The organism is Bacillus daqingensis, from assembly GCF_042654445.1.
Taxonomy (GTDB): Bacteria; Bacillota; Bacilli; order Bacillales; family Salisediminibacteriaceae; genus Alkalicoccus; species Alkalicoccus luteus.
In genome coordinates this window covers 13,536-37,922 of sequence record NZ_JBHSGK010000005.1, presented here as the reverse complement: position 1 = coordinate 37,922, position 24,387 = coordinate 13,536, and the positions used below count along the sequence as shown (strand labels likewise).

The window sequence follows — 24,387 nt, the reverse complement described above, 5'->3', positions numbered from 1 at the left end:
CATTAACTCTCCTGATCTGCCTGCCTTAAATAATAGCCGACTCCCCGCCGGGTAACGATCCACGTTGGACTGCTCGGATTATCCTCTACCTTTTCACGCAGGCGGCGCACGGTTACGTCCACGGTGCGGACATCCCCAAAGTAGTCATAGCCCCAGACAGCCTGCAGCAAATGCTCCCGCGTCATCACTTGGCCTAAATGACGGCCGAGGTAGTAAATCAGCTCAAACTCACGGTGAGTCAGTTCAATCGGCTCTCCGCGTTTCGTCACAAGATAAGCATCCGGCTGAATCAGCAGCGGACCGATTTCGATGTTTTTCGTATCGGTATCAACTTCTTCGGTCTTCTGCTTGCGGCGCAGGTTTGCCTTTACCCGCGCGACAAGTTCACGCGTGCTGAACGGCTTCGTAACGTAATCATCCGCGCCAAGCTCCAGTCCGAGCACTTTGTCGATCTCCGAGTCTTTTGCCGTCAGCATGATGATCGGCATATCGTACGTTTTGCGAACTTCACGGCACACTTCCATGCCGTCTTTATATGGAAGCATAATATCGAGCAGAATCAGTGCGGGCACGTGCTCTTTTACGAGCTCGACCGCCTGATTGCCGTCATACGCACAGACGACATCAAAGCCTTCCTTCTCCAGTCCAAATTGTAATATATCAGCGATTGGTTTTTCGTCATCTACAACAAGAATCTTTTGCTTGTCCATACAGAACCCTCCTGTTTGTCTGCATTCCTTCTTCATTCTATCACAGATACCTGCAAGAATATATTTCCCGCCGGCGTCTGGTATTTCCCGGGAAATACTAAAAAACCGCACTGAAAAGCGCGGCCGATACCAGCATATACAAAAAAACTATCCTGCGCCGTTGCGCGGATAGGGATTGTGGATGGTGGTGCTGGCCAGAGGACTTGAACCCCCAACCTACTGATTACAAGTCAGTTGCTCTACCAATTGAGCTAGGCCAGCATAAAAAGTGGTGGCTCGGGACGGAATCGAACCGCCGACACACGGATTTTCAGTCCGTTGCTCTACCGACTGAGCTACCGAGCCAATTTATGCAAAAAAAAATGGCGGTCCCGACGGGAATCGAACCCGCGATCTCCTGCGTGACAGGCAGGCATGTTAACCGCTACACCACGGGACCATTCTTTCAGACCAGCTATCATATGTAAATTGGTTGCGGGGGATGGATTTGAACCATCGACCTTTGGGTTATGAGCCCAACGAGCTACCAGACTGCTCCACCCCGCGGCATTAAGAGTGCGGTTGTTGTGAACCGCAACAAAATTTATTATACGCTGCTCCTATTCAGAAGTCAACGGTTTTTTTCTGCAGATAAGCGGCGAATCTTTTCGTCACCTTCGGCCTCCGTCTGCGTTCACTTACCAGAGTAAGCTCCCTTGCCTTCTCCCTTGCTTCCTCAACCTTCTTGCTTCTCTGCAGAAAAAGGTTTGGGGACTGCGGCGAATCTTTTCGTCACCTTCGGCTTCCGTCTGCGTTCACTTACCAGAGTAAGCTCCCTTGCCTTCTCCCTTGCTTCCTCAACCTTCTTGCTTCTCTGCAGAAAAAGGTTTGGAATGTAGCGAATCTTTCCTTATCTAGTGGCTTCTGGAAAAGATCCGATTTGGTGAACGGCGTCGCATGAAAAAAAGTGCGGGCATCCCACAGCTTCTGCGAAAAAATAAATGGTGACCCGTACGGGATTCGAACCCGTGTTACCGCCGTGAAAGGGCGGTGTCTTAACCACTTGACCAACGGGCCACGTTTGCATGCCGCCTTTGCGACGTATTTTATAATACCATCTTTTTTATACCGCCGCAATATGTTTTCACTAAAAAGTTTTGCCACGGAGATCTTGCATCTGCTCCTTCAGCTAAGAATCCGGCAAATACCCCCGCCCGTCAGATACATCATCTGTCGGGCGGGGGTGCTGGTAACTAGGCATGAGCTGCTCACGCTCGGTTAAATGATGCCGAACAGATCAAGGTAGACGCGAATGGCAAGACCGCATACAAGCAGCATGACGGCTCCGTAAGCGATATTTTCGCGGAGGCTGTTTGCCTTATCTCCAAGCTCTTTTCGTCTCGTACAGAGCCACCAGATAGCTCCAACGACGATTGGCAGCAGCAGGCCGTTTAACGCCTGGGCAGTCATGATCATTTCAACTGGCGCACCGCCAAAGAAGAAGACGACAACGATCGGCAGCACGGCAGCGATGGTAATCATAATCCGGTTCGGAAGTGCTTTCACGCTTTCTGTCGTTCCGGTAGCCTGGCCAAACAAGTGCGGCTGCACCGTGATGTTAAAGAGACCCGAGGAAAAGCCGGCCGCAAACAAACCGAGTGCGAAGAGAACGCCTGCGTACTGTCCGAGAAGCGGCGTCAGCTGATACGCCATATCGCCGGCGCCGGTGATTTCCGCCCCGGTCAGGTAAATCGTGCTGCCTGCGCAGATCAAAATGGAAACGGCGATCACAGCTGCGATTGTCAGATTCGTCCGCAAATCAAAATACGACAGCTGCATCTTTTTTTCAGTGGAAAGAGTCGTATTATTTTCATATTTCCTCTTAATAAACGCTGACAGACCAAGCGCAGTATTCGGCGGCAGTGTCGTTGCAATCAGTGCGAGAATGAGCCAGTAGTTCGCTTCCGGCACGTTAAAGGAGAAGCCGGTCGTTGCCACATCAGTGATGCTCGGTCCGGCAACGAATACGGTGAGAACAAATGCGCCGACCATCGTACCGATGATGACGCGGTTAATGTTTTCAATCAGCCGGTACACGCCGACCCAGGCAATAATCAGCGCCATAAAGGCCAGAATGGACACCCAGCCGACAATCGATACGGCCGGCAGGAAGAAGTTCAGTGCCAGGGCGGCTCCGATAAAGTTACCTGCCTGAAACGCAACCGCACCGAGCAGAAGCGCAACGTACACAGGAATGGATACTTTCTTTCCCAAGTAGACGCGGATGCCATCCATGGCGGACATCCCGGTCTGGAGCGTAAACTTTACGACTGGACGCTGAAAGTAGTAGGCAGCGATACAGGCGAGAACGAGCACCCACATCACTTGAAAGCCGTAAGAGGCACCGGCCACCGAAACGGTTGTTACTGTACCTGGCCCGATAATACAGGCTGCCACAATGGCACTCGGCCCGAGCGATGCCAGTCGTTCCTTCATTGTCAATGGTGCTTCGTTGGCTGCCTGCTGCTCCACAAGGACATCTGTCATTCGCTTTTGCGCTTCGATGATCATACACCTCTCTGTAATAGGATTACGTATAGTAAACCATGGACAATAAGAGGATGCAGGAAGTTCGGCAGATTCGCTGACAAACAAATTTTCTGAAAAATCTTCCAATTTACTACTTTATGATTGATTTACGTGCTTTTCACTTTCCGTTTTGTATCTTCTGCAGAGATAAGAAAAAAAGCCCGTCAGGACACCTGACAGGCTTCTTGCATCGTTTTCGAATTTAGGCGGATCAGCCGAATACGCCGCGGACGAGGTTCGTCTGCTTGCGGTCCGGGCCGACGGAGAAAATAGAGAGCGGGATTCCTGTAAGCTGTGAAATGCGCTCTACGTAGTAGATGGCGTTTCTCGGCAGTTCATGCAGAGAACGGACACCGGTGATATCTTCTTCCCAGCCTGGCATCTCTTCGTATACAGGCTCACACTCAGCGAGCACCTTCAGGCTTGCCGGGAAATGCTCAATGATCTCACCGCGGTACTTATATGCGGTACAGATCTTCAGCGTTTCAATGCCTGTCAGCACGTCGATGGAGTTAAGGGAAAGATCAGTGATGCCGCTCACTCGTCGAGCATGGCGCACAACGACACTGTCAAACCAGCCGACACGGCGCGGACGTCCGGTCGTTGTCCCATACTCATTGCCGACTTCACGAATCTTGTCGCCGACGCTGTCCTTCAGTTCTGTCGGAAATGGGCCGTCGCCGACGCGTGTCGTGTACGCTTTCGATACCCCGACAACATGGTCGATCTTCGATGGGCCAACGCCGGAGCCGATTGTCACACCGCCTGCAATCGGGTTTGACGAGGTGACGAACGGATACGTTCCCTGATCGATATCGAGCATCACGCCCTGAGCACCTTCAAACAGCACGCGGCGCCCGTCATCAAGACCGTCGTTTAAAATAACAGACGTATCTGTCACATACTTCGCGATCTGCTGCCCGTACTCGTAGTATTCGTTTAGAATATCTTCTTTTTTGCATCCTTCTGTTTCATAAATGCGCTCGAGTACGCGGTTCTTTTCACGCAGATTTATCTCAAGCTTTTCCTCAAACGTTTCCCGGTCGAGCAGATCCACGATACGGATCCCGGTACGTGCTGCTTTATCCATGTAAGCCGGGCCGATCCCTTTGCGGGTCGTACCGATTTTGTTGTCGCCTTTGCTCTCTTCTTCTGCAATGTCGAGCTTCAGGTGATACGGCAGAATGACGTGTGCCCGGCTGCTGATGCGCAGGTTGTCAGTCGAAACTCCGCGCTCGTGCAGGTAGGCAAGCTCTTCCACGAGCGCCTTTGGATCGATGACCATTCCGTTTCCGATCACACAGATCTTATCTTTGTAAAAAATACCTGATGGAATCAAATGAAGCTTATACTTCGTATCGTCAAATACAATCGTATGTCCGGCGTTGTTACCTCCCTGATAGCGCGCGATCATTTCCGCGCGTTCGGAAAGATAGTCCGTAATTTTTCCTTTTCCTTCGTCTCCCCACTGCGTTCCTACAACTACTACCGATGGCATGGATGGAGCACCTCCAACTTTCGTTAACATTTATTCGTTCTTCCATTAGAGCCATCGTCAGTTTATCAGTTTGCTCCGCTTCCGTCAATACAATTACCGAACGTTCCTGATAGATAAAACATCATTGTTCGTCAATCGAGATTTTTGTGAACGGCAGCTGTCGCTTCATGTAAACATCTATTGTGGTGAATAGTTTTTCAAATAACGAGCCTACCCTTTCACCATCAAGCGCAGCAGTTGAAGACCGTCTGACGCGCAGCCTCCATAACAGCTGATCCAGCGTGGATAAGTAATTGGAATTGCTGTCAGCAGAAAGATCGATGCATTCATATAAAGGAGCCCGTTTAAAATAGTATGTAGTTCTCCTGATGGAATCAGTTGAGCAAGTATGGAAAAGAAGCCAGCAGCTAAAAGAGATAAGAGAGGACCTCCCAGCAATGCAGTCAAATGTTGACGCTTATTTATATATTCCCATTTACAAAAGCCCGCGTAAGACCAGCTTAAATAAAATTGAAGTTTTCCTAATTGAAACGACCGTTTGCGGTTGTCATTCCAATTACCAAGATAGATTTGTGCCTTGGAATGAGAAGCACTGATTGCCCCAAGACCGTGCCCAGTTTCATGCAGAAATACAGATAGTGGAATGCCGACTACGAAAAGAACGGCTATTGCTAGCATTTTCGTCATCTCCTTACCGAATCAACTATCTATGAAAAACTCACTTTCTATATTAACATATAATTCCATTTAGAATGTCTTCTTTGATGCTGCAATACAGTAACATCGTGCTGTTCAGCATTTAAACCCCGGCGGAAACCGGATGCGGTTCCGAAAACAAAAAAAGCCGCCGTTTTACACGGAGGCTCCTTGCTTGCTGTCGATACATGAAACCGGTCATGCGCCCGGCGGCATGTCGCTTTCGTCGTGGCGGCGTTCGAGGTTGACGAATTTATTGAATTCCTTCACGAACGCGAGCTCGACGGTGCCGACCGGGCCGTTACGCTGTTTAGCGATAATGATCTCGATGATGTCCTTTTTTTCAGACTCCTGATCGTAGTAGTCATCGCGGTACAGGAAGGCGACAATGTCGGCATCCTGCTCGATGCTTCCGGATTCCCGGATATCAGACATCATCGGCCGTTTATCCTGACGGGATTCCACGCCTCGGGACAGCTGGGAAAGGGCGATGACGGGCACTTCCAGCTCACGAGCCAGACCCTTCAACTCCCGGGAAATCTCAGATACTTCCTGCTGGCGGCCTTCGCTGGAGCGGGCGTCGCCCTGAATCAGCTGCAGATAGTCAATCATGATCATGCCGAGCCCGGATTCCTGCTTAAGCTTTCGGCATTTGGAGCGGATCTCTTTCACTTTAATTCCCGGAGTATCATCGATGTAGATGCCTGCTTTCGAGAGCGAGCCCATCGCCATCGTCAGACGCTGCCAGTCCTCATCCTCAAGGCGTCCGGTACGCAGACGCTGGGCGTCGATATTGCCTTCTGCGCAGAGCATACGCATGACGAGCTGATCGGCGCCCATCTCGAGACTGAAAATCGCGACGTTCTCATCCGTTTTTGTCGCCACGTTCTGCGATATATTCAGCGCGAACGCGGTTTTACCAACCGATGGACGTGCGGCGACGATGACGAGGTCGTTTTTCTGGAATCCGGCTGTGATACGGTCCAGTTCCACAAACCCCGTCGGCACACCGGTCACTTCCCCGGCTGTGTGCTGAAGAAGCTCAATCTTATCAAACGCTTCGATCAATACGTCTTTAATGTCGACGAATTCACCGGACGACTGGCGTCTGGAGACGTCGAGGATCGATTTTTCAGCCTCGTTTAAGATCGCATCGACTTCATCTTCTGCTGAATAGCTTTCAGAAGCGATATTGGTCGCTACCCGGATCAGCCGGCGCAGCAGTGACTTTTCCTCTACAATCTGCGTGTAATAGTGCACGTTCGCCGCCGTCGGTACGGTATTGGCGAGCTCGCCAAGGTACGACACGCCCCCGACCTCCTCAAGCCAGCCGCGCTGGTTGAGGTCATCGATGAGCGTCACAAGATCCACCGGCTCCCCTTTATCAGAGAGCTCGAGCATTACTTCGTAAATGCGGCTGTGCTGCACGCGGTAGAAGTCCTCCGGCATGAGCCGCTCGGAGGCGGTGACCAGCGCCTGGGGATCAAGAAAAATCGCACCAAGCACAGCCTGTTCAGCTTCTATATTCTGCGGCGGTGTCCGGTCCGTGAACAGTTCGTTCATCATAATCCCCCGTTTCCAGGCTTCGCCCTAGGCTTCTGCAACGTGTACTTTAATGACCGCCGTTACTTTCGGATGAAGCTTCAAATTGACGTTCGTATAGCCAAGCGCGCGGATCGGCTCGTTCATGTCGATTTTGCGCTTGTCGATCTTATAGCCGTCTTTTTTGAGCTGATCGGCAATTTGTTTGTTCGTCACAGCACCGAAGAGACGGCCGCCTTCACCGGCTTTAGCGGAAAGCTCGACTGTTTTTTCCTCCAGCTCGTCCTTCAGCTTTTTCGCATTTTCCAATTCCTGCTCTGCCTGACGCTCTTCGCTCTCTTTTTTCTTCTCAAGCGACTTCATGTTGCCCTGATTCGCTTCGAGCGCGAGGTTGTTCTTCAGCAGATAATTGCGGGCATACCCGTCTGGTACGTCCTTAATGTCGCCTTTTTTCCCTTTTCCTTTTACGTCTTTCAGGAAGATGACTTTCATGCTGATTGTCCTCCTTTAAAATACTCATCTATTTTTTCTTTAAGAAGCGTTTCTGCTTCTTCCTCTGTCATATTTTCCAGCTGCGTGGCTGCGTTCGTCAAGTGTCCGCCGCCGTTCATTTTTTCCATAATCACCTGGACGTTCACCTCGCCGAGCGATCGTGCGCTGATGCTGATCCGACCATCGTCCATTTTAGAAATAACGAAGGAAGCGATGACGTTGTTCATCGTCAGCAGCGTATCCGCTGCCTGAGCGATGAGCACCTGTCCGTACGTTTCGTCCGAATAGCCGAGCGCAATCGCCACGCCGCCTGAATAAATGTGCGCCTGCTCAATCAGCTTGGACCGCTTCACGTAGTGATCGAGATCTTCCTTCAGCAGCTTTTGGACGAGCGTCGTGTCTGCTCCGCGGCTGCGGAGATAAGCCGCCGCGTCAAACGTACGCGAGCCGGTGCGGATCGCAAAGCTTTTCGTATCGACGATGATTCCGGCAAGAAGCGCTGTCGCCTCAAGCGTATTGACCTGCGGCTGACGAGGCTGGTATTCCAGCAGCTCGGTCACGAGCTCTGCCGTTGAAGAAGCATACGGCTCCATATACACGAGCACTGCGTCGTCGATGAAATCCTCCCCGCGGCGGTGATGGTCCACAACGATGGTGCGCTCCACTTTATCAAGCAGCCGTGCTTCCTGAACGAGCTTTGGCTTGTGCGTATCCACGACGATGAGCAGCGTTCCGTTTGTAACTTCTTCCCGCGCCTCATCCGGTGAAATGAATCTGGCCCAGAGGGAGCGGTCTTCTTCGACTTCCTTCAACAGCTTTTTGACGCTCTGATTGATATCATCCGGGTCAAGTACGATATAGCCGTCCTTATCATTGGCTTCGGCAATTTTCAGCATGCCGATCGCCGCCCCGATTGAATCCATATCCGGATTTTTATGCCCCATAATAAAGACCTTGTCGCTTTCGCGGATGAAGTCACGGACGGCATGAGAAATAACGCGGGCCCGGACTCGTGTCCGTTTTTCGGTCGCGTTGCTTTTTCCGCCGTAAAAGCGGACTTTCCCGTTCCGTTCTTTGATCGCAACCTGGTCGCCGCCACGGCCGAGTGCCAGATCGAGGCTCGACTGGGCAAGTGCGCCAAGCTCGCGCAGCGATGGATCCCCGCTGCCGATCCCGATGCTCAGCGTGAGCGCTACTTTTTCTTCCTGCGTATTTTCCCGTATTTCATCGAGCAGCGTAAACCGGTCGGCTTCCAAATCGGCAAGCGTGCCTTCATTAAAGACGGCAATAAACCGGTCCGATGACGTACGGCGTATTAAAATGTCGTGCTCGCGCGACCACTGTGTCAGCGCTTCGGTTACATGGGAAAGAAGCCGGCTTCGCAGCTGGTCATCCATCCCCTGGGTGACTTCATCGTAGTTGTCGAGGTAAATAAACGCGAAAACCGTCTTCTCGCGCTGAAATTTTTCTTTCACTTCCTGCTCTTCGGTCGCATTCGTAAAGTAAAGCAGGCGCTCATCCGGTTCATGGCTGATCCGGTAGTTTTCGCTGCCCACTTTAATAAAGAAGGACCGCTTCTCTTCATTGACAAGCTCCAGAAGTTCTCCGGAAAGTTCATCCAGAGAAGCGCCGGTCAGCTCTTCTTCTGTGACGTGCTGCATATACGGGTTCGTCCACTGAATCATTCGCTCTTCGTTGTACAGAAGCATACCGACAGGCATTTTCGTCACTGCCTTCTCCCCCGCCTTGTTGACGCGGTAGGTCAGTGTGGATATATATTCAGCCAAATCGCGTTCGAACTGAATCCTCGCTCTGATCACGACAACCCCCATGATAGCAAGCAGCACAAATCCAGCCGTGCCGAGGCGCCATTCAAAATACATAAGGGCAGCGGAAGTCAGAGCCGCGATGACAGCCAGCAGAATGACGTGATAGCCATGCCACCGCTTCATGAGGAATTTGGGCATTCTACACAACTCCTACCTCTGCGATTGTAATCGCGTTCTCAAGTCAAAACCTAAATCAATTATACCTAAGATTCGTATAATAGGAAGCATAAACGGGAAAACTACCATCGACAGCGTAATCAAGACCGGCAGCACAATGCTGAGCCGCTTGAGATGAAAAAAGAAAAACAGAAAGGCGATTCCCTGCACCACCATCAGCAGCCCCATCACGGCCATCAGGTTTTCCGAGAGCAGATTAAGCGTGCCTTCCCCGCCTTCACTTCTATTGATAAAAGAGAGGATAAGAACGATCAGGTAATACCAGATAAACGACTTCGGCAGGCTCCATTCCCGGAGCGGAGGAAATCCCGGTATGTCTGCACTCCGTTTGCGGAGCATCCAGGCCGATGTCAGCTGGGTGATGAGGGCGACGATGCCTCCTGTGATGACCATAATTGCCGGTACGATCACGCTCAGTCCATCGATGAACGCCATCATCAGGTCGACTGCTTCCTCTTCTTCGGCAGGATCCAGACCGAGCACGCCGCCAGTCGAATCAAGCGATTCCTCCATCACCGTCTGAAATTGGCCGACAGGATCGGCATCCGTCAGCGCCATAACGCCGGCATACGTGAGCACAATCCCGCCGATGATGCTGAGAGCGGCTCCGGCGTAAACGCCGAAAGCGGGTTCACCGCGGCGGTACAGCTCGCCGATCACAATCCCGGAGATCATAAAGAGCAGCAGAACCGGCGGCGCAAGCGGACCGATCAGCAGCAGTAGAATGGTAAAAGCAGCGAGCGCCGACACGGATCCTGCTTTCCAGCCGTATTTATATGTAAACAAGACGAGTGGAATCGGCAGGAAAAAGATCAGGACAAGCAGCAGAAACGGAATAAGCAGTGAAGCAAAAACGAGAGCGGTAAAGGCAAGTGCTGCGACTGCCCCGTCTTTTATTATATGTTGATCCATCATCGGGCACCTTCTTTAGTCCAAGCAAGTAATAGTTGCACATCCGTTAGTTTACCATGTAAAAGGACCTGTACTCAAAAAGAAAGAGCACAAGCCGACCACACGGCAGAAATGAAAGAAAACCCCCGCTATGAACAGTCATAACGAGGGTCTTACCAGTCTTTACTCTGTGACGAATGGAAGCAGTGCCATTGTGCGTGAACGCTTCACTGCAGCAGTAAGCTGACGCTGATACTTGGCAGAAGTTCCTGTCACTCGGCGAGGAAGAATCTTCCCGCGCTCAGAGATAAACTTCTTCAGAAGCTCTGTGTCCTTGTAGTCAATTTTCTTGATCTTGTTAACGGTAAAGTAACAAACTTTACGGCGTCTTGGTCGACCACGACGTGCCATGATGCAAAACCTCCTTTAGGTTTAGTGATTATAGGGAGCCGTATTAGAACGGCAGATCGTCATCATCAATATCGATCGGCTTGCCTTCACCGGCAAACGGATCATCATTGGATGGACCTTGACCGAAACCGCCGCCTGAGGAGGACGATGTCGAAGATCCCTGACCGGCACCAGCCGGACTTCCGTAGCCCTGCTGATCCTGTGGAGCACCGTAGGACTGCTGGCCGCCTTGGCCGCCTCCCTGGGATCCACGTGGTTCTAAGAACTGGACGCTGTCTGCGACAACTTCTGTCATGAAAACACGACGGCCTTCATTGTTATCAAAGCTGCGCGTCTGAATGCGTCCTTCCACACCTGCCAGACTGCCTTTTTTCAGGTAGTTGGCCACGTTTTCAGCCTGTTTTCTCCAAACTACTGTGTTGATGAAGTCCGCTTCACGGTTTCCCTGCTGATTGGAGAACGGTCGGTTCACAGCAAGTGTGAACGTCGCGACTGCAACTCCGTTCGCTGTGTAGCGAAGCTCGGGATCTTTCGTAAGGCGGCCGACTAGGACAACGCGGTTAATCATCCGGCATTCCTCCCTGCATGGTGGTTTCGGTCAAACGTATAATTAGTCATCCTCGCGGACAATGATCGAACGCAGGATGTTGTCGTTGATAGAGCTGAGTCGGTTAAACTCGTCGAGAGCCGTCTTTTCAGCCTTTACCTGAAGAATAACGTAGTAGCCTTCAGAAAAGTCCTGGATCTCGTAGGCAAGTCGCTTTCTGCCCTTTTCCTCTGTCTCCGTAACCTCTGCGCCGTTGTCTGTCAGGATTTTATTGAAACGCTCAACAGTTTCCTTTGTCTGAGCTTCCTCGATATCCGGACGTACAATGTACATAATTTCATAATTGCGCATGTGATGTCACCTCCTTTTGGACTATGGCCCTTCTCTATGAAGAAGAGCAAGGAGCGAGTCGTTTTGCTCGCAAGTGTTTATTATAGCAGACAGAGTGAGGCGGATCAATAGAAGATTTACACACTTGACGTGACGAGTGCAGGGCGCTGTTTCCGTACGGCCATTACGCTTTTAAAGGTGCTTGAAAGTCCGGAATGTCGATGCTGACAAGCCTTCTCGATCGGACCTTTCAGACGCAAAAGAGCGGCTCTCCAAAAGAGAACCGCTCCCAGCCATTCCTTATACGTTAAAGCGGAAGTGCACCACATCACCGTCTTTGACGATGTACTCTTTTCCTTCGAGACGCACGTTGCCTTGTTCTTTCGCCTTAGACATACTCCCGGCAGTCGTCAAGTCATCGTAGGAAACGACTTCGGCCCGGATAAAGCCGCGTTCAAAGTCGGTATGAATGACGCCGGCCGCCTGTGGCGCCTTTGTGCCGCGGCGAATCGTCCAGGCGCGCACTTCCTGCTTGCCTGCAGTGAAATACGTATCAAGACCGAGCAGGGCATAAGCAGCGCGGATCAGCTGGTCGAGTCCCGATTCGGCGATGCCGAGATCATCGAGGAACTCCTGCTTCTCTTCGCCTTCAAGCTCTGCAATTTCCGATTCGATCTTCGCACAGATGACGATCACTTCTGAATTTTCCTCTGCCGCAAATTCTCTCACCTTCTGTACATGCGGGTTGCTGTCGGCGTCGAGGATCTCCTCTTCGCTGACGTTCGCTGCATACAGCACCGGCTTTGCCGTTAGCAGCTGGAAGCCTTTGACGATTTTCGCTTCTTCCTTGGAGAGCTCCAGGCTTCTCGCCGGCTTCTCTTCCTCAAATGTGTCGCGCAGCTTCTTCAGCACCTCGAACTCGGCCATCGCATCTTTGTCCTTAGACTTGGCCATCTTCTCCACCTTGCTGATGCGCTTTTCCACCGTCTCCAGGTCCGCGAGAATCAGCTCCAGGTTAATGATTTGAATGTCACGGATCGGATCAACGCTTCCGGATACGTGCGTGATGTTCTCATCGTCAAAGCAGCGGACGACGTGAGAAATAGCATCTACTTCGCGGATGTGGGAGAGGAACTTGTTGCCGAGGCCTTCCCCTTTGCTTGCGCCTTCCACAATCCCTGCAATATCGGTAAATTCAAACGCAGTTGGAACCGTCTTATGCGGCTCCACCATTTCAGTCAGCGTGTCGAGGCGCGAATCCGGTACTTCCACGATGCCGACGTTCGGGTCGATCGTACAGAACGGGTAGTTGGCAGATTCGGCACCTGCCTGCGTAATTGCATTAAACAGCGTCGATTTTCCGACGTTCGGAAGACCGACGATTCCAGTCGTTAAAGCCATGTTGTCATTACTCCTTTATTATATGCTTGCATCATCCGTCATCAACAGGCATCGGCACAGGCGAAACACCTGTCCCTCTGCATCCTTTCTCATTATAGAGAGTCGGACGCCGGAACGCAACCGCCGCACAAAAGTGGTGCCGCGCCTGTACGCAGCGTTCAACACACAAAAAAACCGCGGCAGCTCCGCGGTTAGTCTGATGCTCTGCTTTCGGTGAGCACCCGCTTCATTTTTTTCTCAAAGTCACGGCGCGGCATCATGATGCTGTGACTGCATCCCATGCACTTAATGCGGATGTCCATGCCCATGCGGATTATTTTCCAGCGGTTTTCGCCGCAGGGGTGCTGCTTTTTCATCTCCACAATATCGTTGAGCTGAAAGGCTTCTGCCATACGCCTCATCCTCCCTGTCCTCAGTCTCTTCTATTAAGAATAAAAGATACGCGCCGGTTTTTCCAGCTTTTCCTGCCGTGTGGTAAAATAAAGAAAAAGTTGCTGTACCAGCTGAAGGAGGCGGAGAGGATGCAAGGCTTATTTATTCCCGGAGGACTGTTTATCGGCATGGGGATCGGGCTGCTGTTTGACCGGCCGGATGTCGGCCTGTTTATCGGACTCGGCATCGGCTTTATGAGCATGCCCGTCTATACGCTGTTTCAAAAGCGAATCCAGGTCATTGAGTATCAGATTCCGAAATCATCAGAAGAACCAGGTTTGCAGGAGAACGAAGAGCACGACGAGCGGAATAGCCGGTAGCAGGTTCGCGATTCTCGTTTTCGGCACGCCGAGCAGGTTCAGACCGATGCCGATGATCATGAGGCCGCCGACCGCGGTCATTTCACTGATGATGACGTCCAGCAGCTCCTCCGGAATAAATCGGACGATCCAAACGGCTGCAAGAGCTATCGTTCCCTGATACAGCATGACGGGGATCGCGGAGAAAAGCACCCCGATGCCGAGCGTAGACGCAAAAATAATAGACGTAAAGCCATCCAGTACGGCTTTTGTCAAGAGCACCGAATGATCCTGGCGAAAGCCACTGTCGAGCGCGCCAATGATCGCCATTGCTCCGACGACGAACAGAAGCGTCGCTGCAATAAACCCTTCTGCTACGGATCCTTCCCCTTCCTTCTTCACCTTCGTTTCCAGCCAGTAGCCAAAGCTGTTTAATTTCCCTTCCAAATTCATCCGTTCACCGAGAACGGCTCCGAGCGCGAGACTGAAAATGACGAGCAGAAACTCGGTTCCTTCCATCGCCATCGTAATTCCGAGCAAAAGCACTGCCAGCGCAATAGCTTTCATCACCGTTTCCGACATTCCTTTGGACAGGCGCGGCAGCTTCGTGCCGATGAGTGCGCCGATGATGATGGCAAGGCCGTTTACGATCGTTCCAAACAGTATCATATGCAGGATCTCCTATAGAGAGCGGACGCAGCAAAGCCGCCTTCTGCCGGCAGAAGGCGGCTTCTTTGCGGATTCAGCTGTCGGACTCCTGGTTCAGCAGGTGAACGATCCGCTCCAGTTCTTCTTCGTTTTTATAGTCGATTTCAATTTTATTTTTATGCTTGCCTTCCCGTATCGTCACGTTTGTGCCGAAAAACGATTTCAGCTGAGATTCGCGGGCGCGGGCAAAGCTCGAAATGCGCCGCTTCGGCTTCGTTTCACGTGAAACGTTCTCGTTCAGCTCCTTCACCGTCTCTTCCAGCCGGCGTACGCTCATCTGCTCGCGTACGATTTTCTGCAGCAGCGGGCTGATGTGCTTTTCCTGCTTCAGGCCAAGCAGCGCGCGGGCATGGCCGGCAGATAGTTTTTCCTCTGCCAGATAGTCCTGGACGATCTGCGGCAGCTGCAGCAGCCGGATGTAGTTTGCGATGTGCGGACGGCTTTTACCGAGCCGTTCGGCGAGCGCTCCCTGCGTCAGCTGCAGGTGCTCCATCAGTTTTTGATACGACTTCGCTTCTTCGATCGGACTGAGGTCCTCGCGCTGCAGGTTTTCGATCAGGGCGAGTTCCATCATGTCGCTGTCGCTCATGTCCTTCACGACGGCGGGAATCGTCTCTTTTTCTGCAAGCTTAGAAGCACGGAAGCGTCGTTCACCGACGACGATTTCGTAGCCTTTAATGCTCTTTCGGAGCGTAATTGGCTGAATGACGCCGTGCTGCTGAATCGAATCAGCAAGCTCACGGAGAGATTCTTCCGGGAAGGTGTGCCTTGGCTGATACGGATTGGCCCGAATCTCCTTCAGCTTAATTTCTTCCACCGTTGTTTCCTGCTCATCCGATGCGTCCGGAAAGAAGGCGTTGATTCCTTTTCCTAACCCTCTAGCCATGGCTGATCACCTCCTTCGCCAGTTCACTGTACACTTCTGCGCCGCGCGAGCGCGGGTCATAGGTCACGATCGACTGCCCGTGGCTCGGTGCCTCACCGAGGCGGACGTTGCGCGGAATGATCGTTTCAAATACTTTATCGCGGAAATACTTTTTCACTTCTTCAATCACCTGAATGCCGAGATTCGTGCGGGCATCGAGCATCGTCAGCAGGACGCCCTCGATTTTCAGGTCATGGTTTAAATGCTTCTGCACGAGCCGTACCGTGTTCAACAGCTGGCTCAGCCCCTCCAGAGCATAGTACTCACACTGCACCGGAATAACAACAGAGTCGGCTGCCGTCAGCGAGTTGAGCGTCAGCAGTCCGAGTGACGGCGGACAGTCAATGATAATGTAGTCGTATCGGTCCCGAATATGTTCAATGGCATTTTTCAGGCGGACTTCACGGGAAATCGTCGATACGAGTTCAATTTCCGCGCCGGCGAGCTGGATAGTTGACGGTAAAATGTCGAGGTTTTCCGTCGCTGTCGGCACGATAATCTCATCCGCGTCAGCGTCTTCCACCAGTACGTTATAAATACAGCGGTCGATATCCCCTTTGTTGACACCGATGCCGCTGGTCGTATTTCCTTGCGGATCTACATCGATAATCAGCACATTCCGGCCCTCCTGGACAAGACTCGCGCTGAGATTGACGGCAGTCGTTGTTTTGCCGACCCCGCCTTTCTGATTAGCTATCGCAATCACTTTCCCCACTTTTCGATACACCTGCCTCATCTGCACTGCTTTTCTTTTTATTCTATCACGAAATGTCTGAAAAAAAATGTCTCTCCCGGAACTCCTGCAAAGGTCGCAGAAGCGACAGCGTAAAACACGGAGCTGCAGACGCCGTCTGCCCTCGTCCAGCTTCCGTGCACCCGGCCGCGCCACTCCTATAAAAAAAGCCTCCGGCTCGACGCCGGAAGCGGAAAAAACTTATTTTTTCGGGATGCGGATCGTGAACTGGAAGTACTCCTCGTGCTCTTCCTCATCCGTATCGATGGACATGCCGGTCTGCTGCACCATGTCGACTGATTTGCGGATCGTGTTCATCGCAAGCCGCATATCTTTTGAGACGGCTTTGCGGACCGGCTTTTTCTTTTTCGGCTTCTCCTCCGGCTCTGCAAGCAGCACCTCAATTGCCTCTTCTGTCTGCTTTACATTCCATTCGTTTTCGATGATCTGCGTCAGGATCTGCTGCTGCAGCTCCTCATCCTTTACGCCGATCAGCGCCCGTGCATGACGTTCGCTGATATCGCGCTTTAAGAGTGCGTCTTTGACGACGCTCGGCAGCTGCAGCAGGCGGAGCTTGTTGGCAACCGTCGACTGTCCCTTGCCGAGCCGCTGCGCCAAGCTCTCCTGCGTCAGACCGTGCAGCTCCAGAAGACGTTGGTAGGCGTTAGCCTCTTCGATTGAAGTCAGGCCTTCACGCTGCAGGTTTTCAATTAACGCTACCGACGCGGTTTTCGTATCATCAAAATCTTTAATAACAACCGGAACCGTCTCAAGTCCAGCTTTCTGTGACGCTCTCCAGCGCCGTTCACCGGCGATGATTTCAAACGCGCCGTCCCGTTCACGGACGACAATCGGCTGAATCATACCGTGTGTATGGATCGTCTGAGCAAGCTCATCAATCCGGTCTTCATTAAAGACCGTACGAGGCTGAAACGGGTTCGGCTTCAGTCTGGAAACCGGAACCTGCTTCACCGCCTCCTCCCCCTCGAGCAGAATATCTTCTGAGGAAGCATCCTTTTTATCCGATAAACCAAATAGTTTTGAAAATGGCTGCTTCACGGTGACACCACCCTTAAAAATCTCCCGCCCGGCGTGATGAGGCTCAGACGGTCGTTCCGTAACTCGTGCTAGTCTCCTTAGCGATTATACCACGAATTGACGTGGAGAATACATCGTCTTCACAGGATCGGCTGTTTGTTCGGCGTTCCTGCTTTCCGCGGATACCTCTTCGGCGTGCGCTTTATTTTTTCCACATGGATAATCGTACGGTCGCCTCCGTCTTCCGGGAGCGCGAATGTTTCTTCTCTGCTTGTTTTCCCGCCGAGCAGGGAAATGGCCTTCTGTCCGTCCTTCATTTCTTCTGCCGCTCCGCTTGCCTTCATCGCGATGAAGGTACCGCCGTTTTTCACAAGCGGCAGGCAGAGCTCCGTCAGCACCGGCATACGGGCCACTGCTCTTGAAATGGCCACATCATACTGTTCGCGGTGCTCGGGGCGCTGGGCAAACTGCTCGGCGCGGTCGTGATAAAACGCAACGCCGGTCAGGCTCAGCTCTTCTGCGAGCGCATTTAAAAACGTAATGCGCTTATTCAGCGAATCGACGATCGTCACGTCGAGCTTCGGAAACACAATTTTCAGCGGCAGACTCGGAAAGCCGGCTCCCGCTCCTACGTCAACGACGCGAAGCGGGCGATTAAAATCAAAGTGGAAGGCTGCGGTGAGCGAATCATAGAAATGCTTGAGGTAGACGGCATCCCGTTCGGTGATCGCTGTCAGATTCATGCGCTCGTTCCAGTCCACAAGTACTTCGTAGTAGCGGTTAAGCTGGGTTTTCTGGTCGTCATTGAGCTGGATACCATGCTGCCGGAGCGCCTGGTCCATCGTCTGTTCGTTCATCGCATTTCCGCCTTCCTTAAGATTCTGATGCCACCTTCTGCAGCCTGCCCTGCTCGAGGTAGACGAGCAGCACGGACACATCAGCCGGGTTGACGCCGGAGACGCGGGACGCCTGGGCGACAGAGAGCGGCCTCACTTCGGACAACTTTTCTCTTGCTTCAAGCGCCAGTCCGCTGATCGCATGGTAGTCGAGGTCTTCCGGCAGCTTTTTGTTTTCCATCTTTTGCAGCTTTTCTACCTGCTCCAGCTGCTTGGCAATATAACCTTGATACTTCACCTGGATTTCAACCTGTTCTTTCACGTCTGCATCCAGTTCTTCCGAAGACGGCGTCATCGCTTCAATCACCGGGTAGGTGATTTCCGGGCGCTTGAGCAGCACGGCTGCATTCATCGCCTCTTCAAACACCGATGATCCCGCTTTTTCCATCACGGCTGCCGTTTCTTCCGTTGCTTTTACCGTCGTTTTTTCAAGACGCTTTATTTCCCGGGAAATAGCTGCCTTTTTCGCTTCAAAAGCGGCATAGCGCTCATCGGAAATCATACCGACTTCTCTGCCCTTTTCCGTCAAACGCAGATCCGCATTATCGTGACGGAGCAGCAGACGGTATTCCGCACGAGACGTGAGGAGTCGGTACGGTTCTTCCGTGCCCTTTGTGACAAGATCGTCGATCATAACGCCGATGTACGCTTCAGAGCGGTCGAGAATAAGCGGTTCTTTGCCAAGCACCTTCATAGCTGCATTGATTCCGGCCATGAGTCCCTGGCCGGCTGCCTCTTCATAGCCGCTCGTACCGTTAATCTGGCCGGCGGTAAACAGCCCGCTGATTTTTTTCGTTTCCAGCGTCGGCCACAGCTGTGTCGGAACGATCGCATCGTATTCAATCGCATAGCCCGGGCGCATCATCTGCACGTGCTCAAGCCCTGGAATCGTGCGGAGAATGCGGTGCTGCACGTCTTCCGGCAGGCTCGTCGACAGCCCCTGCACGTACACTTCCTGCGTGCTGCGTCCCTCCGGCTCCAAAAAGATCTGGTGGCGCGGCTTATCGCTGAAGCGTACGACCTTGTCTTCAATGGACGGGCAGTAGCGCGGTCCGGTACCCTCGATCATGCCGGAGTACATCGGCGAGCGGCTCAGGTTGTCATTGATATACGTGTGCGTATCCTCATTCGTATACGTGAGCCAGCACGGCAGCTGATCGGTGATATATTTCGTCGTTTCATAGGAAAAAGCACGCGGAACGTCATCTCCCGGCTGAATTTCCGTTTTGCTGTAGTCGATCGTGTTGCTGTTGACGCGCGGCGGCGTTCCTGTTTTAAACCGCTCCATTTTGAAACCGAGCTTCTGCAGATCATGGGACAGGTTGATCGACGGCTGCATATTGTTCGGACCGCTTTCGTAGGAAAGCTCCCCGAGAATCACTTTTCCGCGCAGGTACGTTCCGGTTGTCACTATGACCGCCGGTGCGTGATATTCTGCTCCGGTCTGCGTGACAACACCTTTTACCGTATCGTCTTCTACGATCAAGCTTTCCACCATTCCCTGACGCAAAAGCAGGTTCTCCGTCTCTTCGATCGTCCGCTTCATTTCCTGCTGGTACAAAAACTTGTCCGCCTGCGCGCGCAGTGCACGTACGGCAGGTCCTTTTGCTGTATTCAGCATGCGCATTTGAATGTGGGTCTTATCGATATTGCGAGCCATTTCCCCGCCGAGTGCGTCGATTTCACGCACGACGATTCCTTTTGCCGGTCCTCCGACAGACGGGTTGCACGGCATATAGGCGACCGCATCCAGGTTCAGTGTCAGCATCAGTGTTCTGGCGCCGGCGCGGGCTGAAGCCAGTCCAGCTTCGACCCCGGAGTGTCCGGCCCCGATGACAATAACGTCAAAATCTCCTCCGTTGTAACTCATGATGGTATTCCTCCCTTTATTTCCCTAAGCAAAACTGCGAAAACAACTGATCAATCAAGCTTTCCTGCACGCTTTCGCCAATCACTTCCCCGAGTACTTCCCAGGCCCGTGTGATGTCGATCTGCACCATGTCTACCGGCATGCCTGATTCCGCTGCGGTCAGCGCTTCTTCCACTGCGCGCTTTGCCTGCTCCAAAAGCGCAATGTGCCGGGAGTTGGACACGTACGACAGATCGCCGCCTTCCATATCACCTGCGAAAAACAGGTCCCGGATCGCCTCTTCCAGCTCATCGATGCCCTCATCCTGCAAGAGCGAGGTCGTAATGACCGGTCGGCCGTCCGCCAGCTTCTCTGCTTCCTCCAGTGACAGCTTCTGTTCCAAATCGGTTTTATTAATGATAATAATCGCGTCCTGCCCTTTCAACAACTGAAAGAGCTCGCGGTCTGCGTCTGTTATGGCTTCATTATAATTTAACACAAGCAGGACCAGTTCGGCATCCTTGATTACCTTGCGGGAACGCTCTACGCCAAGCCGCTCGACGATATCTTCTGTTTCGCGGATTCCTGCTGTATCAAGCAGACGAAGCGGGACACCGCGGACGTTCACGTACTCCTCAACTACATCGCGGGTCGTCCCCGGTATATCGGTGACGATCGCTTTGTTTTCATGAACGAGGCTGTTCAAAAGCGAAGATTTTCCGACGTTTGGCCGGCCGATGATCACGGTCGACAGCCCTTCGCGGAGGATTTTGCCCTGATGGGCGGTCGTGAGCAGATGCTGTACCTCCTGCCGGACAGCCTCGCCTTTTTCCTGAATCATCTGCAGCGTCATTTCCTCTGCGTCGTATTCCGGATAGTCAATGTTCACTTCGACGTGAGCGACTGTTTCTAAAAGTTCCTGCCTCAGTTTTTTTACCTTCTCGGACAGGCGTCCTTCTACCTGGTTCATCGCCACATTCATCGCCCGGTCTGTTTTGGCACGAATCAGGTCCATGACGGCCTCAGCTTGGGACAGATCGATCCGTCCGTTTAAAAAGGCCCGCTTCGTAAATTCCCCTGGCTCGGCCAGACGTGCACCGTGTACGAGCGTCAGCTGCAGCACACGGTTGACACTCGTCAGACCTCCATGGCAATTTATTTCAATGATATCTTCTTTCGTATACGTTTTCGGCGCCCTGAGAACGGACACCATCGATTCTTCTATTGTGTCGCCCGTTTCCGGGTCGCGGATATGTCCGTAATTGATCGTATGCGACGCTGCCTCGGCGAGGGAGGACGAGCCGACGTAAAGCTTGTCGGCGGTCTCCACCGCTTTCGGGCCGCTGATCCGGACAATGCCGATGGCCCCTTCACCCATCGGCGTTGAAATTGCTGCAATTGTATCCATATCCATAAGTCCTTCCCTCCCGCTGGTCGATTTCCGATCATTCGATTCCAACTAAATAGACTATCACAAAAGACGGTCTGTTAAAAGCACAAAAGCCTGTACGCACGCAAAAAAATCCCGTTCCGGGCGTCGGATCCGGAACGGGATTCTGCGGTTATTTCACGATCAAGCTGGTGTTCATGTGAAGTATCATGACGTTGGAGCAATCACGATGCGGCGGTTCGGCTCTCTGCCATCGGAATAGGTCGTCACGTCGCCACGGTTTTGAAGGGCGGTATGAATAATCTTCCGCTCCATCGCACTCATCGGTTCCAATCTGACTTCCTGGCGGATGCGGACGGCTTTTTGCGCCAGCCGGTCTGCCAGTGTTTCCAGTGCTTCCTTCCGTCTCGCACGGTATCCTTCTGCATCCAGATAAATCCGTACGTATTCGTCCGCATGTTTGTTGGCGGCGAGGTTGACTAAATATTGAAGCGAGTCGAGCGTCTGCCCGCGTTTTCCAATGAGCACGCCGATGTCGGATCCGGTAATGGAAAAATACAGATCGTCTCCCCGGTGCTCTTGTTCCACGCTGGCGCTGACGCCCATTTTATCGATGACGTCCCTTAGAAACACGAGCCCTTCCTTTACAGGATCGGGCCGGCGCTCCAGTTCCACAACGGCAGGTCTACTGCCGAGAAGGCCGAGGAAGCCTTTCTGCGCTTCCTCGATGACACGGACGTTCACTTCATGTTCTTTTGCTTCAAGCTTTTCAAGCCCTGCTGCAACTGCTTCCTCTACTGTACGCCCTGACACCGTCACTTTGTTCACTAGCTCTTCGCTCCCCCCGCTTTCGCCTGTTTGGCGGTTTCTTTTTTCTTACCTACGTTAGGACCAGTGATAAAGTAAGTCTGTATAATCATAAAGAGGTTCCCGATCACCCAGTAAAGCGCCAGCGCGGATGGGAAGAACGCCGCGAAGGCCATGATCATGATCGGCATGATATACAGCAGTGCTTTCATCTGCGGGTTATCCTGCACCATCATCATCTTCTGCTGGATGAACGTTGTTGCTCCTGCCACAAGCGGCAGGATGAAATATGGGTCCGCAGCACTCAGCTCAAACCACAGGAAGTCCTGCGGCGTGCCGGTATAGCTTGGATCAACATCCGGATTAATCTGCGGCGTACGGATAATCGCGTGGTAAAACGCGATCAGAATCGGCATCTGAACAAGAATTGGCAGACACCCGGCAAGCGGGTTGACGCCGTGCTTCTGGAACAGCTGCATCATTTCCTGCTGCAGCTTCTGCTGCGTCTGCTGGTCCTTCGCGCTGTATTTCTCACGGAGTTCCTTCATTTGAGGCTGCAGCGCCTGCATCGCCTTCGTACTCTTCGTCTGCTTGATCATCAGCGGCAGGATAAGAATACGCAGAATAATCGTTACGATAATAATCGCAAGACCGTAGCTGTTATTCAGCGCTTCCGCAATCGTGGTCATCAGCCAGGACAGCGGGTAAACAAAAAACGGGTCCCAAATACCATCATTTGTTGATGTGATCGGCTCATTGATGTTAAAACACCCGGACATGAGCAGCATCACACCGATAAACATGGATGCAATACCTAATTTCTTAACCACTCTTGGTCCTCCTATCTATTTTCGACGAAAATGCTCCGATTCCTGCCGGTTCCGCTCTTTCTTTTCCGGAACGTAGTCGATCCCTCCCGGATGAAACGGATGGCACTTCAACAGTCTCCTTACCGTCAAGTATAAACCCTTCAGCGCTCCGTGCGTGCGGAGCGCATCAAGGCTGTACTGGGAGCAGGTCGGATAAAACCGGCAAGAAGCCGGCGTGAAACGCGAAATGTACTTTTGATACATCCTTACAAAAAAAGCGAGAAACTCCGCCATCTCCTGTTCACCTCCGCTGACTGGAAACAGAACGGTCGACAAGCTTGGCAACCTTCATCACGTGACGGAGCGACTTCTTCATCTCATCGAACTCCATATCCGCAGCCGGCTTTCTGGCGATGATCACGACATCGCAGTTCTGCTTTAAATCCGCAATCATTGGACGAAGCGCTTCTTTCATCAGCCGCTTGATCCGGTTGCGGCGGACTGCATTGCCAAGCTTTTTGCTGACAGACAGCCCGATGCGGATATGCTCCTGCGCATCACGATGAAGCCGATACACGACAAACTGACGGTTGGCAGCGGAATGGCCGCTTCGGAAAACAGTCTGGAAATCCTCATTTTTTTGTAAACGGTTTTCCTTTTTCATGCACGGGCACCTCTCTATACAGCGCCTGTGACGCTATTCATTTTACCTAATCTTTCTGCCCCGTTCAATCATTGGCAGTGACTGTTTTGTGACGTTCAGGCAAACAAGAAGCTGCCACCAGGTCGACCCGGGACAGCTGCGGCCGGCATCCGGCGGACCGGATCACGTCACGATATGCTTCCTGTAAAAAAAGACCACTGTATGAGCAGTGGCCTTTTCTTTACGCAGAGAGAACCTTGCGTCCTTTACGGCGTCGGTTAGAAAGAACCTTACGACCGTTCTTCGTAGCCATACGCGTACGGAAACCGTGGTTCATCTTACGCTTACGGTTATTTGGATTGAATGTCGGCTTACCCATGAGTCACACCTCCTGTTTCAGCGTTCATGAAACAATAAGTTTTCTAATTCATTATTGTCCAGCGCGATCTCGCCTAAAGTAATGCTCCTTCAGGCAGTCTTGTAAATTATAATTTCTTCACCCCCTTCTGTCAAGCGCTCATTTTGCCTGAACAAGCACCGCAGCTCCGTTTTTCAAGCGTGGACCGCCATGCTGCCGGCAGATCGCATTTATACCGTTTCTACCTATAAGAGAAGGCGGCAAGTATGCTCCTTAAGTTGATTGCTTCCTTTTTTACGCGAGTCTGTTATCCGATTTTCTGTCGACGACAGGCAGCCGGCTCTCCTTTCCAAAACCTGTACGAAACTGCCTGTGGATAAACTTTTTACCGCCTTTTTTTCTTTCCAC

Annotated in this window: 26 protein-coding genes and 5 tRNA genes; 1 reads left to right on the top strand and 30 read right to left on the bottom strand. The window is 52.2% G+C overall.

What is annotated here, in order from left to right; translation table 11 throughout:
- Positions 1-2 precede the first annotated feature (2 nt).
- The 18 genes from yycF to ACFO4L_RS06475 all read right to left on the bottom strand — a co-directional run bounded on the left by yycF (position 3) and on the right by ACFO4L_RS06475 (position 13,484).
- Positions 3-710, bottom strand: a complete 708-nt coding sequence (yycF, locus tag ACFO4L_RS06560; RefSeq protein ID WP_377908898.1) for a response regulator YycF — start codon at positions 708-710, stop codon at positions 3-5.
- A gap of 185 nt (positions 711-895) precedes the next feature.
- A tRNA-Thr gene (locus tag ACFO4L_RS06555) sits at positions 896-971 on the bottom strand.
- An 8-nt stretch (positions 972-979) separates the two neighbouring features.
- Positions 980-1,055: transfer RNA gene (locus ACFO4L_RS06550), tRNA-Phe, on the bottom strand.
- An 18-nt stretch (positions 1,056-1,073) separates the two neighbouring features.
- Positions 1,074-1,149 (bottom strand) — tRNA-Asp (locus ACFO4L_RS06545).
- Positions 1,150-1,179: 30 nt separating this feature from the next.
- A tRNA-Met gene (locus tag ACFO4L_RS06540) sits at positions 1,180-1,256 on the bottom strand.
- A gap of 435 nt (positions 1,257-1,691) precedes the next feature.
- Positions 1,692-1,766 (bottom strand) — tRNA-Glu (locus ACFO4L_RS06535).
- A 201-nt stretch (positions 1,767-1,967) separates the two neighbouring features.
- Positions 1,968-3,260: an Nramp family divalent metal transporter gene (locus ACFO4L_RS06530; protein ID WP_377908897.1), complete on the bottom strand. Its 1,293-nt coding sequence runs from the start codon at positions 3,258-3,260 to the stop codon at positions 1,968-1,970.
- A 229-nt stretch (positions 3,261-3,489) separates the two neighbouring features.
- Positions 3,490-4,776 (bottom strand): adenylosuccinate synthase, encoded by a 1,287-nt coding sequence (locus ACFO4L_RS06525; protein ID WP_377908896.1) that lies wholly within the window; start codon positions 4,774-4,776, stop codon positions 3,490-3,492.
- A 210-nt stretch (positions 4,777-4,986) separates the two neighbouring features.
- Positions 4,987-5,454, bottom strand: coding sequence for a hypothetical protein (locus ACFO4L_RS06520; RefSeq protein WP_377908895.1), 468 nt, complete (start codon positions 5,452-5,454; stop codon positions 4,987-4,989).
- A gap of 216 nt (positions 5,455-5,670) precedes the next feature.
- Positions 5,671-7,035, bottom strand: a complete 1,365-nt coding sequence (gene dnaB / locus ACFO4L_RS06515) for a replicative DNA helicase (protein WP_168008773.1) — start codon at positions 7,033-7,035, stop codon at positions 5,671-5,673.
- Between the two features lie 27 nt (positions 7,036-7,062).
- On the bottom strand, positions 7,063-7,506 hold the full coding sequence (rplI, locus tag ACFO4L_RS06510) for a 50S ribosomal protein L9 (protein WP_377908894.1): 444 nt from the start codon (positions 7,504-7,506) through the stop codon (positions 7,063-7,065).
- On the bottom strand, positions 7,503-9,473 hold the full coding sequence (locus ACFO4L_RS06505) for a DHH family phosphoesterase (RefSeq protein WP_377908893.1): 1,971 nt from the start codon (positions 9,471-9,473) through the stop codon (positions 7,503-7,505). Before ACFO4L_RS06505 ends, rplI begins: the two co-directional genes overlap by 4 nt.
- A gap of 12 nt (positions 9,474-9,485) precedes the next feature.
- Positions 9,486-10,427 carry a YybS family protein gene (locus tag ACFO4L_RS06500; protein ID WP_377908892.1) on the bottom strand — a complete coding sequence of 314 codons (942 nt, stop codon included), beginning with the start codon at positions 10,425-10,427 and terminating at the stop codon, positions 9,486-9,488.
- 159 nt (positions 10,428-10,586) lie between these two features.
- Positions 10,587-10,814: a 30S ribosomal protein S18 gene (rpsR, locus tag ACFO4L_RS06495; RefSeq protein ID WP_377908891.1), complete on the bottom strand. Its 228-nt coding sequence runs from the start codon at positions 10,812-10,814 to the stop codon at positions 10,587-10,589.
- A 43-nt stretch (positions 10,815-10,857) separates the two neighbouring features.
- Positions 10,858-11,382, bottom strand: a complete 525-nt coding sequence (gene ssb / locus ACFO4L_RS06490) for a single-stranded DNA-binding protein (RefSeq protein ID WP_168008764.1) — start codon at positions 11,380-11,382, stop codon at positions 10,858-10,860.
- 42 nt (positions 11,383-11,424) lie between these two features.
- The gene (gene rpsF / locus ACFO4L_RS06485) at positions 11,425-11,712 is read right to left on the bottom strand and encodes a 30S ribosomal protein S6 (protein ID WP_377908890.1); all 288 of its coding nucleotides are present in this window, start codon (positions 11,710-11,712) and stop codon (positions 11,425-11,427) included.
- Between the two features lie 279 nt (positions 11,713-11,991).
- Complete coding sequence (gene ychF / locus ACFO4L_RS06480) at positions 11,992-13,092, bottom strand: redox-regulated ATPase YchF (protein ID WP_377908889.1); 1,101 nt, start codon at positions 13,090-13,092, stop codon at positions 11,992-11,994.
- A 191-nt stretch (positions 13,093-13,283) separates the two neighbouring features.
- The gene (locus ACFO4L_RS06475) at positions 13,284-13,484 is read right to left on the bottom strand and encodes a DUF951 domain-containing protein (RefSeq protein WP_377908888.1); all 201 of its coding nucleotides are present in this window, start codon (positions 13,482-13,484) and stop codon (positions 13,284-13,286) included.
- 129 nt (positions 13,485-13,613) lie between these two features.
- Here ACFO4L_RS06475 and ACFO4L_RS06470 point away from each other — a divergent pair, with 129 nt between their 5' ends.
- Positions 13,614-13,844: a hypothetical protein gene (locus tag ACFO4L_RS06470; protein ID WP_377908887.1), complete on the top strand. Its 231-nt coding sequence runs from the start codon at positions 13,614-13,616 to the stop codon at positions 13,842-13,844.
- Here ACFO4L_RS06470 and ACFO4L_RS06465 read toward each other — a convergent pair.
- The 12 genes from ACFO4L_RS06465 to rpmH form a co-directional block, all read right to left on the bottom strand.
- Positions 13,788-14,492 (bottom strand): DUF554 domain-containing protein, encoded by a 705-nt coding sequence (locus ACFO4L_RS06465; RefSeq protein ID WP_377908886.1) that lies wholly within the window; start codon positions 14,490-14,492, stop codon positions 13,788-13,790. The two genes, ACFO4L_RS06470 and ACFO4L_RS06465, sit on opposite strands and share 57 nt — an antisense overlap.
- A 73-nt stretch (positions 14,493-14,565) precedes the next feature.
- A complete protein-coding gene (locus tag ACFO4L_RS06460) occupies positions 14,566-15,417 on the bottom strand; it encodes a ParB/RepB/Spo0J family partition protein (RefSeq protein WP_377908885.1) in 852 nt (283 codons plus the stop codon).
- Positions 15,410-16,171, bottom strand: coding sequence for a ParA family protein (locus ACFO4L_RS06455; protein WP_377908884.1), 762 nt, complete (start codon positions 16,169-16,171; stop codon positions 15,410-15,412). The genes ACFO4L_RS06460 and ACFO4L_RS06455 overlap by 8 nt, the downstream gene beginning before the upstream one ends.
- Positions 16,172-16,390: 219 nt before the next feature.
- Positions 16,391-17,248 (bottom strand): nucleoid occlusion protein, encoded by an 858-nt coding sequence (noc, locus tag ACFO4L_RS06450; RefSeq protein WP_377908883.1) that lies wholly within the window; start codon positions 17,246-17,248, stop codon positions 16,391-16,393.
- A gap of 119 nt (positions 17,249-17,367) precedes the next feature.
- Positions 17,368-18,084 carry a 16S rRNA (guanine(527)-N(7))-methyltransferase RsmG gene (gene rsmG / locus ACFO4L_RS06445; RefSeq protein WP_377908882.1) on the bottom strand — a complete coding sequence of 239 codons (717 nt, stop codon included), beginning with the start codon at positions 18,082-18,084 and terminating at the stop codon, positions 17,368-17,370.
- Between the two features lie 16 nt (positions 18,085-18,100).
- Positions 18,101-19,993, bottom strand: a complete 1,893-nt coding sequence (mnmG, locus tag ACFO4L_RS06440) for a tRNA uridine-5-carboxymethylaminomethyl(34) synthesis enzyme MnmG (RefSeq protein WP_377908881.1) — start codon at positions 19,991-19,993, stop codon at positions 18,101-18,103.
- A 16-nt stretch (positions 19,994-20,009) separates the two neighbouring features.
- Positions 20,010-21,386, bottom strand: a complete 1,377-nt coding sequence (gene mnmE, locus ACFO4L_RS06435; RefSeq protein WP_377908880.1) for a tRNA uridine-5-carboxymethylaminomethyl(34) synthesis GTPase MnmE — start codon at positions 21,384-21,386, stop codon at positions 20,010-20,012.
- 183 nt (positions 21,387-21,569) lie between these two features.
- On the bottom strand, positions 21,570-22,190 hold the full coding sequence (gene jag, locus ACFO4L_RS06430) for an RNA-binding cell elongation regulator Jag/EloR (protein WP_377908879.1): 621 nt from the start codon (positions 22,188-22,190) through the stop codon (positions 21,570-21,572).
- A complete protein-coding gene (gene spoIIIJ, locus ACFO4L_RS06425; protein WP_377908878.1) occupies positions 22,190-22,999 on the bottom strand; it encodes a YidC family membrane integrase SpoIIIJ in 810 nt (269 codons plus the stop codon). The genes jag and spoIIIJ overlap by 1 nt, the downstream gene beginning before the upstream one ends.
- Positions 23,000-23,014: 15 nt before the next feature.
- Positions 23,015-23,272 carry a membrane protein insertion efficiency factor YidD gene (gene yidD / locus ACFO4L_RS06420; RefSeq protein ID WP_377908877.1) on the bottom strand — a complete coding sequence of 86 codons (258 nt, stop codon included), beginning with the start codon at positions 23,270-23,272 and terminating at the stop codon, positions 23,015-23,017.
- Positions 23,273-23,279: 7 nt separating this feature from the next.
- Positions 23,280-23,642, bottom strand: a complete 363-nt coding sequence (gene rnpA, locus ACFO4L_RS06415) for a ribonuclease P protein component (protein WP_377908876.1) — start codon at positions 23,640-23,642, stop codon at positions 23,280-23,282.
- 220 nt (positions 23,643-23,862) lie between these two features.
- A complete protein-coding gene (gene rpmH, locus ACFO4L_RS06410) occupies positions 23,863-24,000 on the bottom strand; it encodes a 50S ribosomal protein L34 (RefSeq protein ID WP_168008743.1) in 138 nt (45 codons plus the stop codon).
- Positions 24,001-24,387 lie beyond the last annotated feature (387 nt).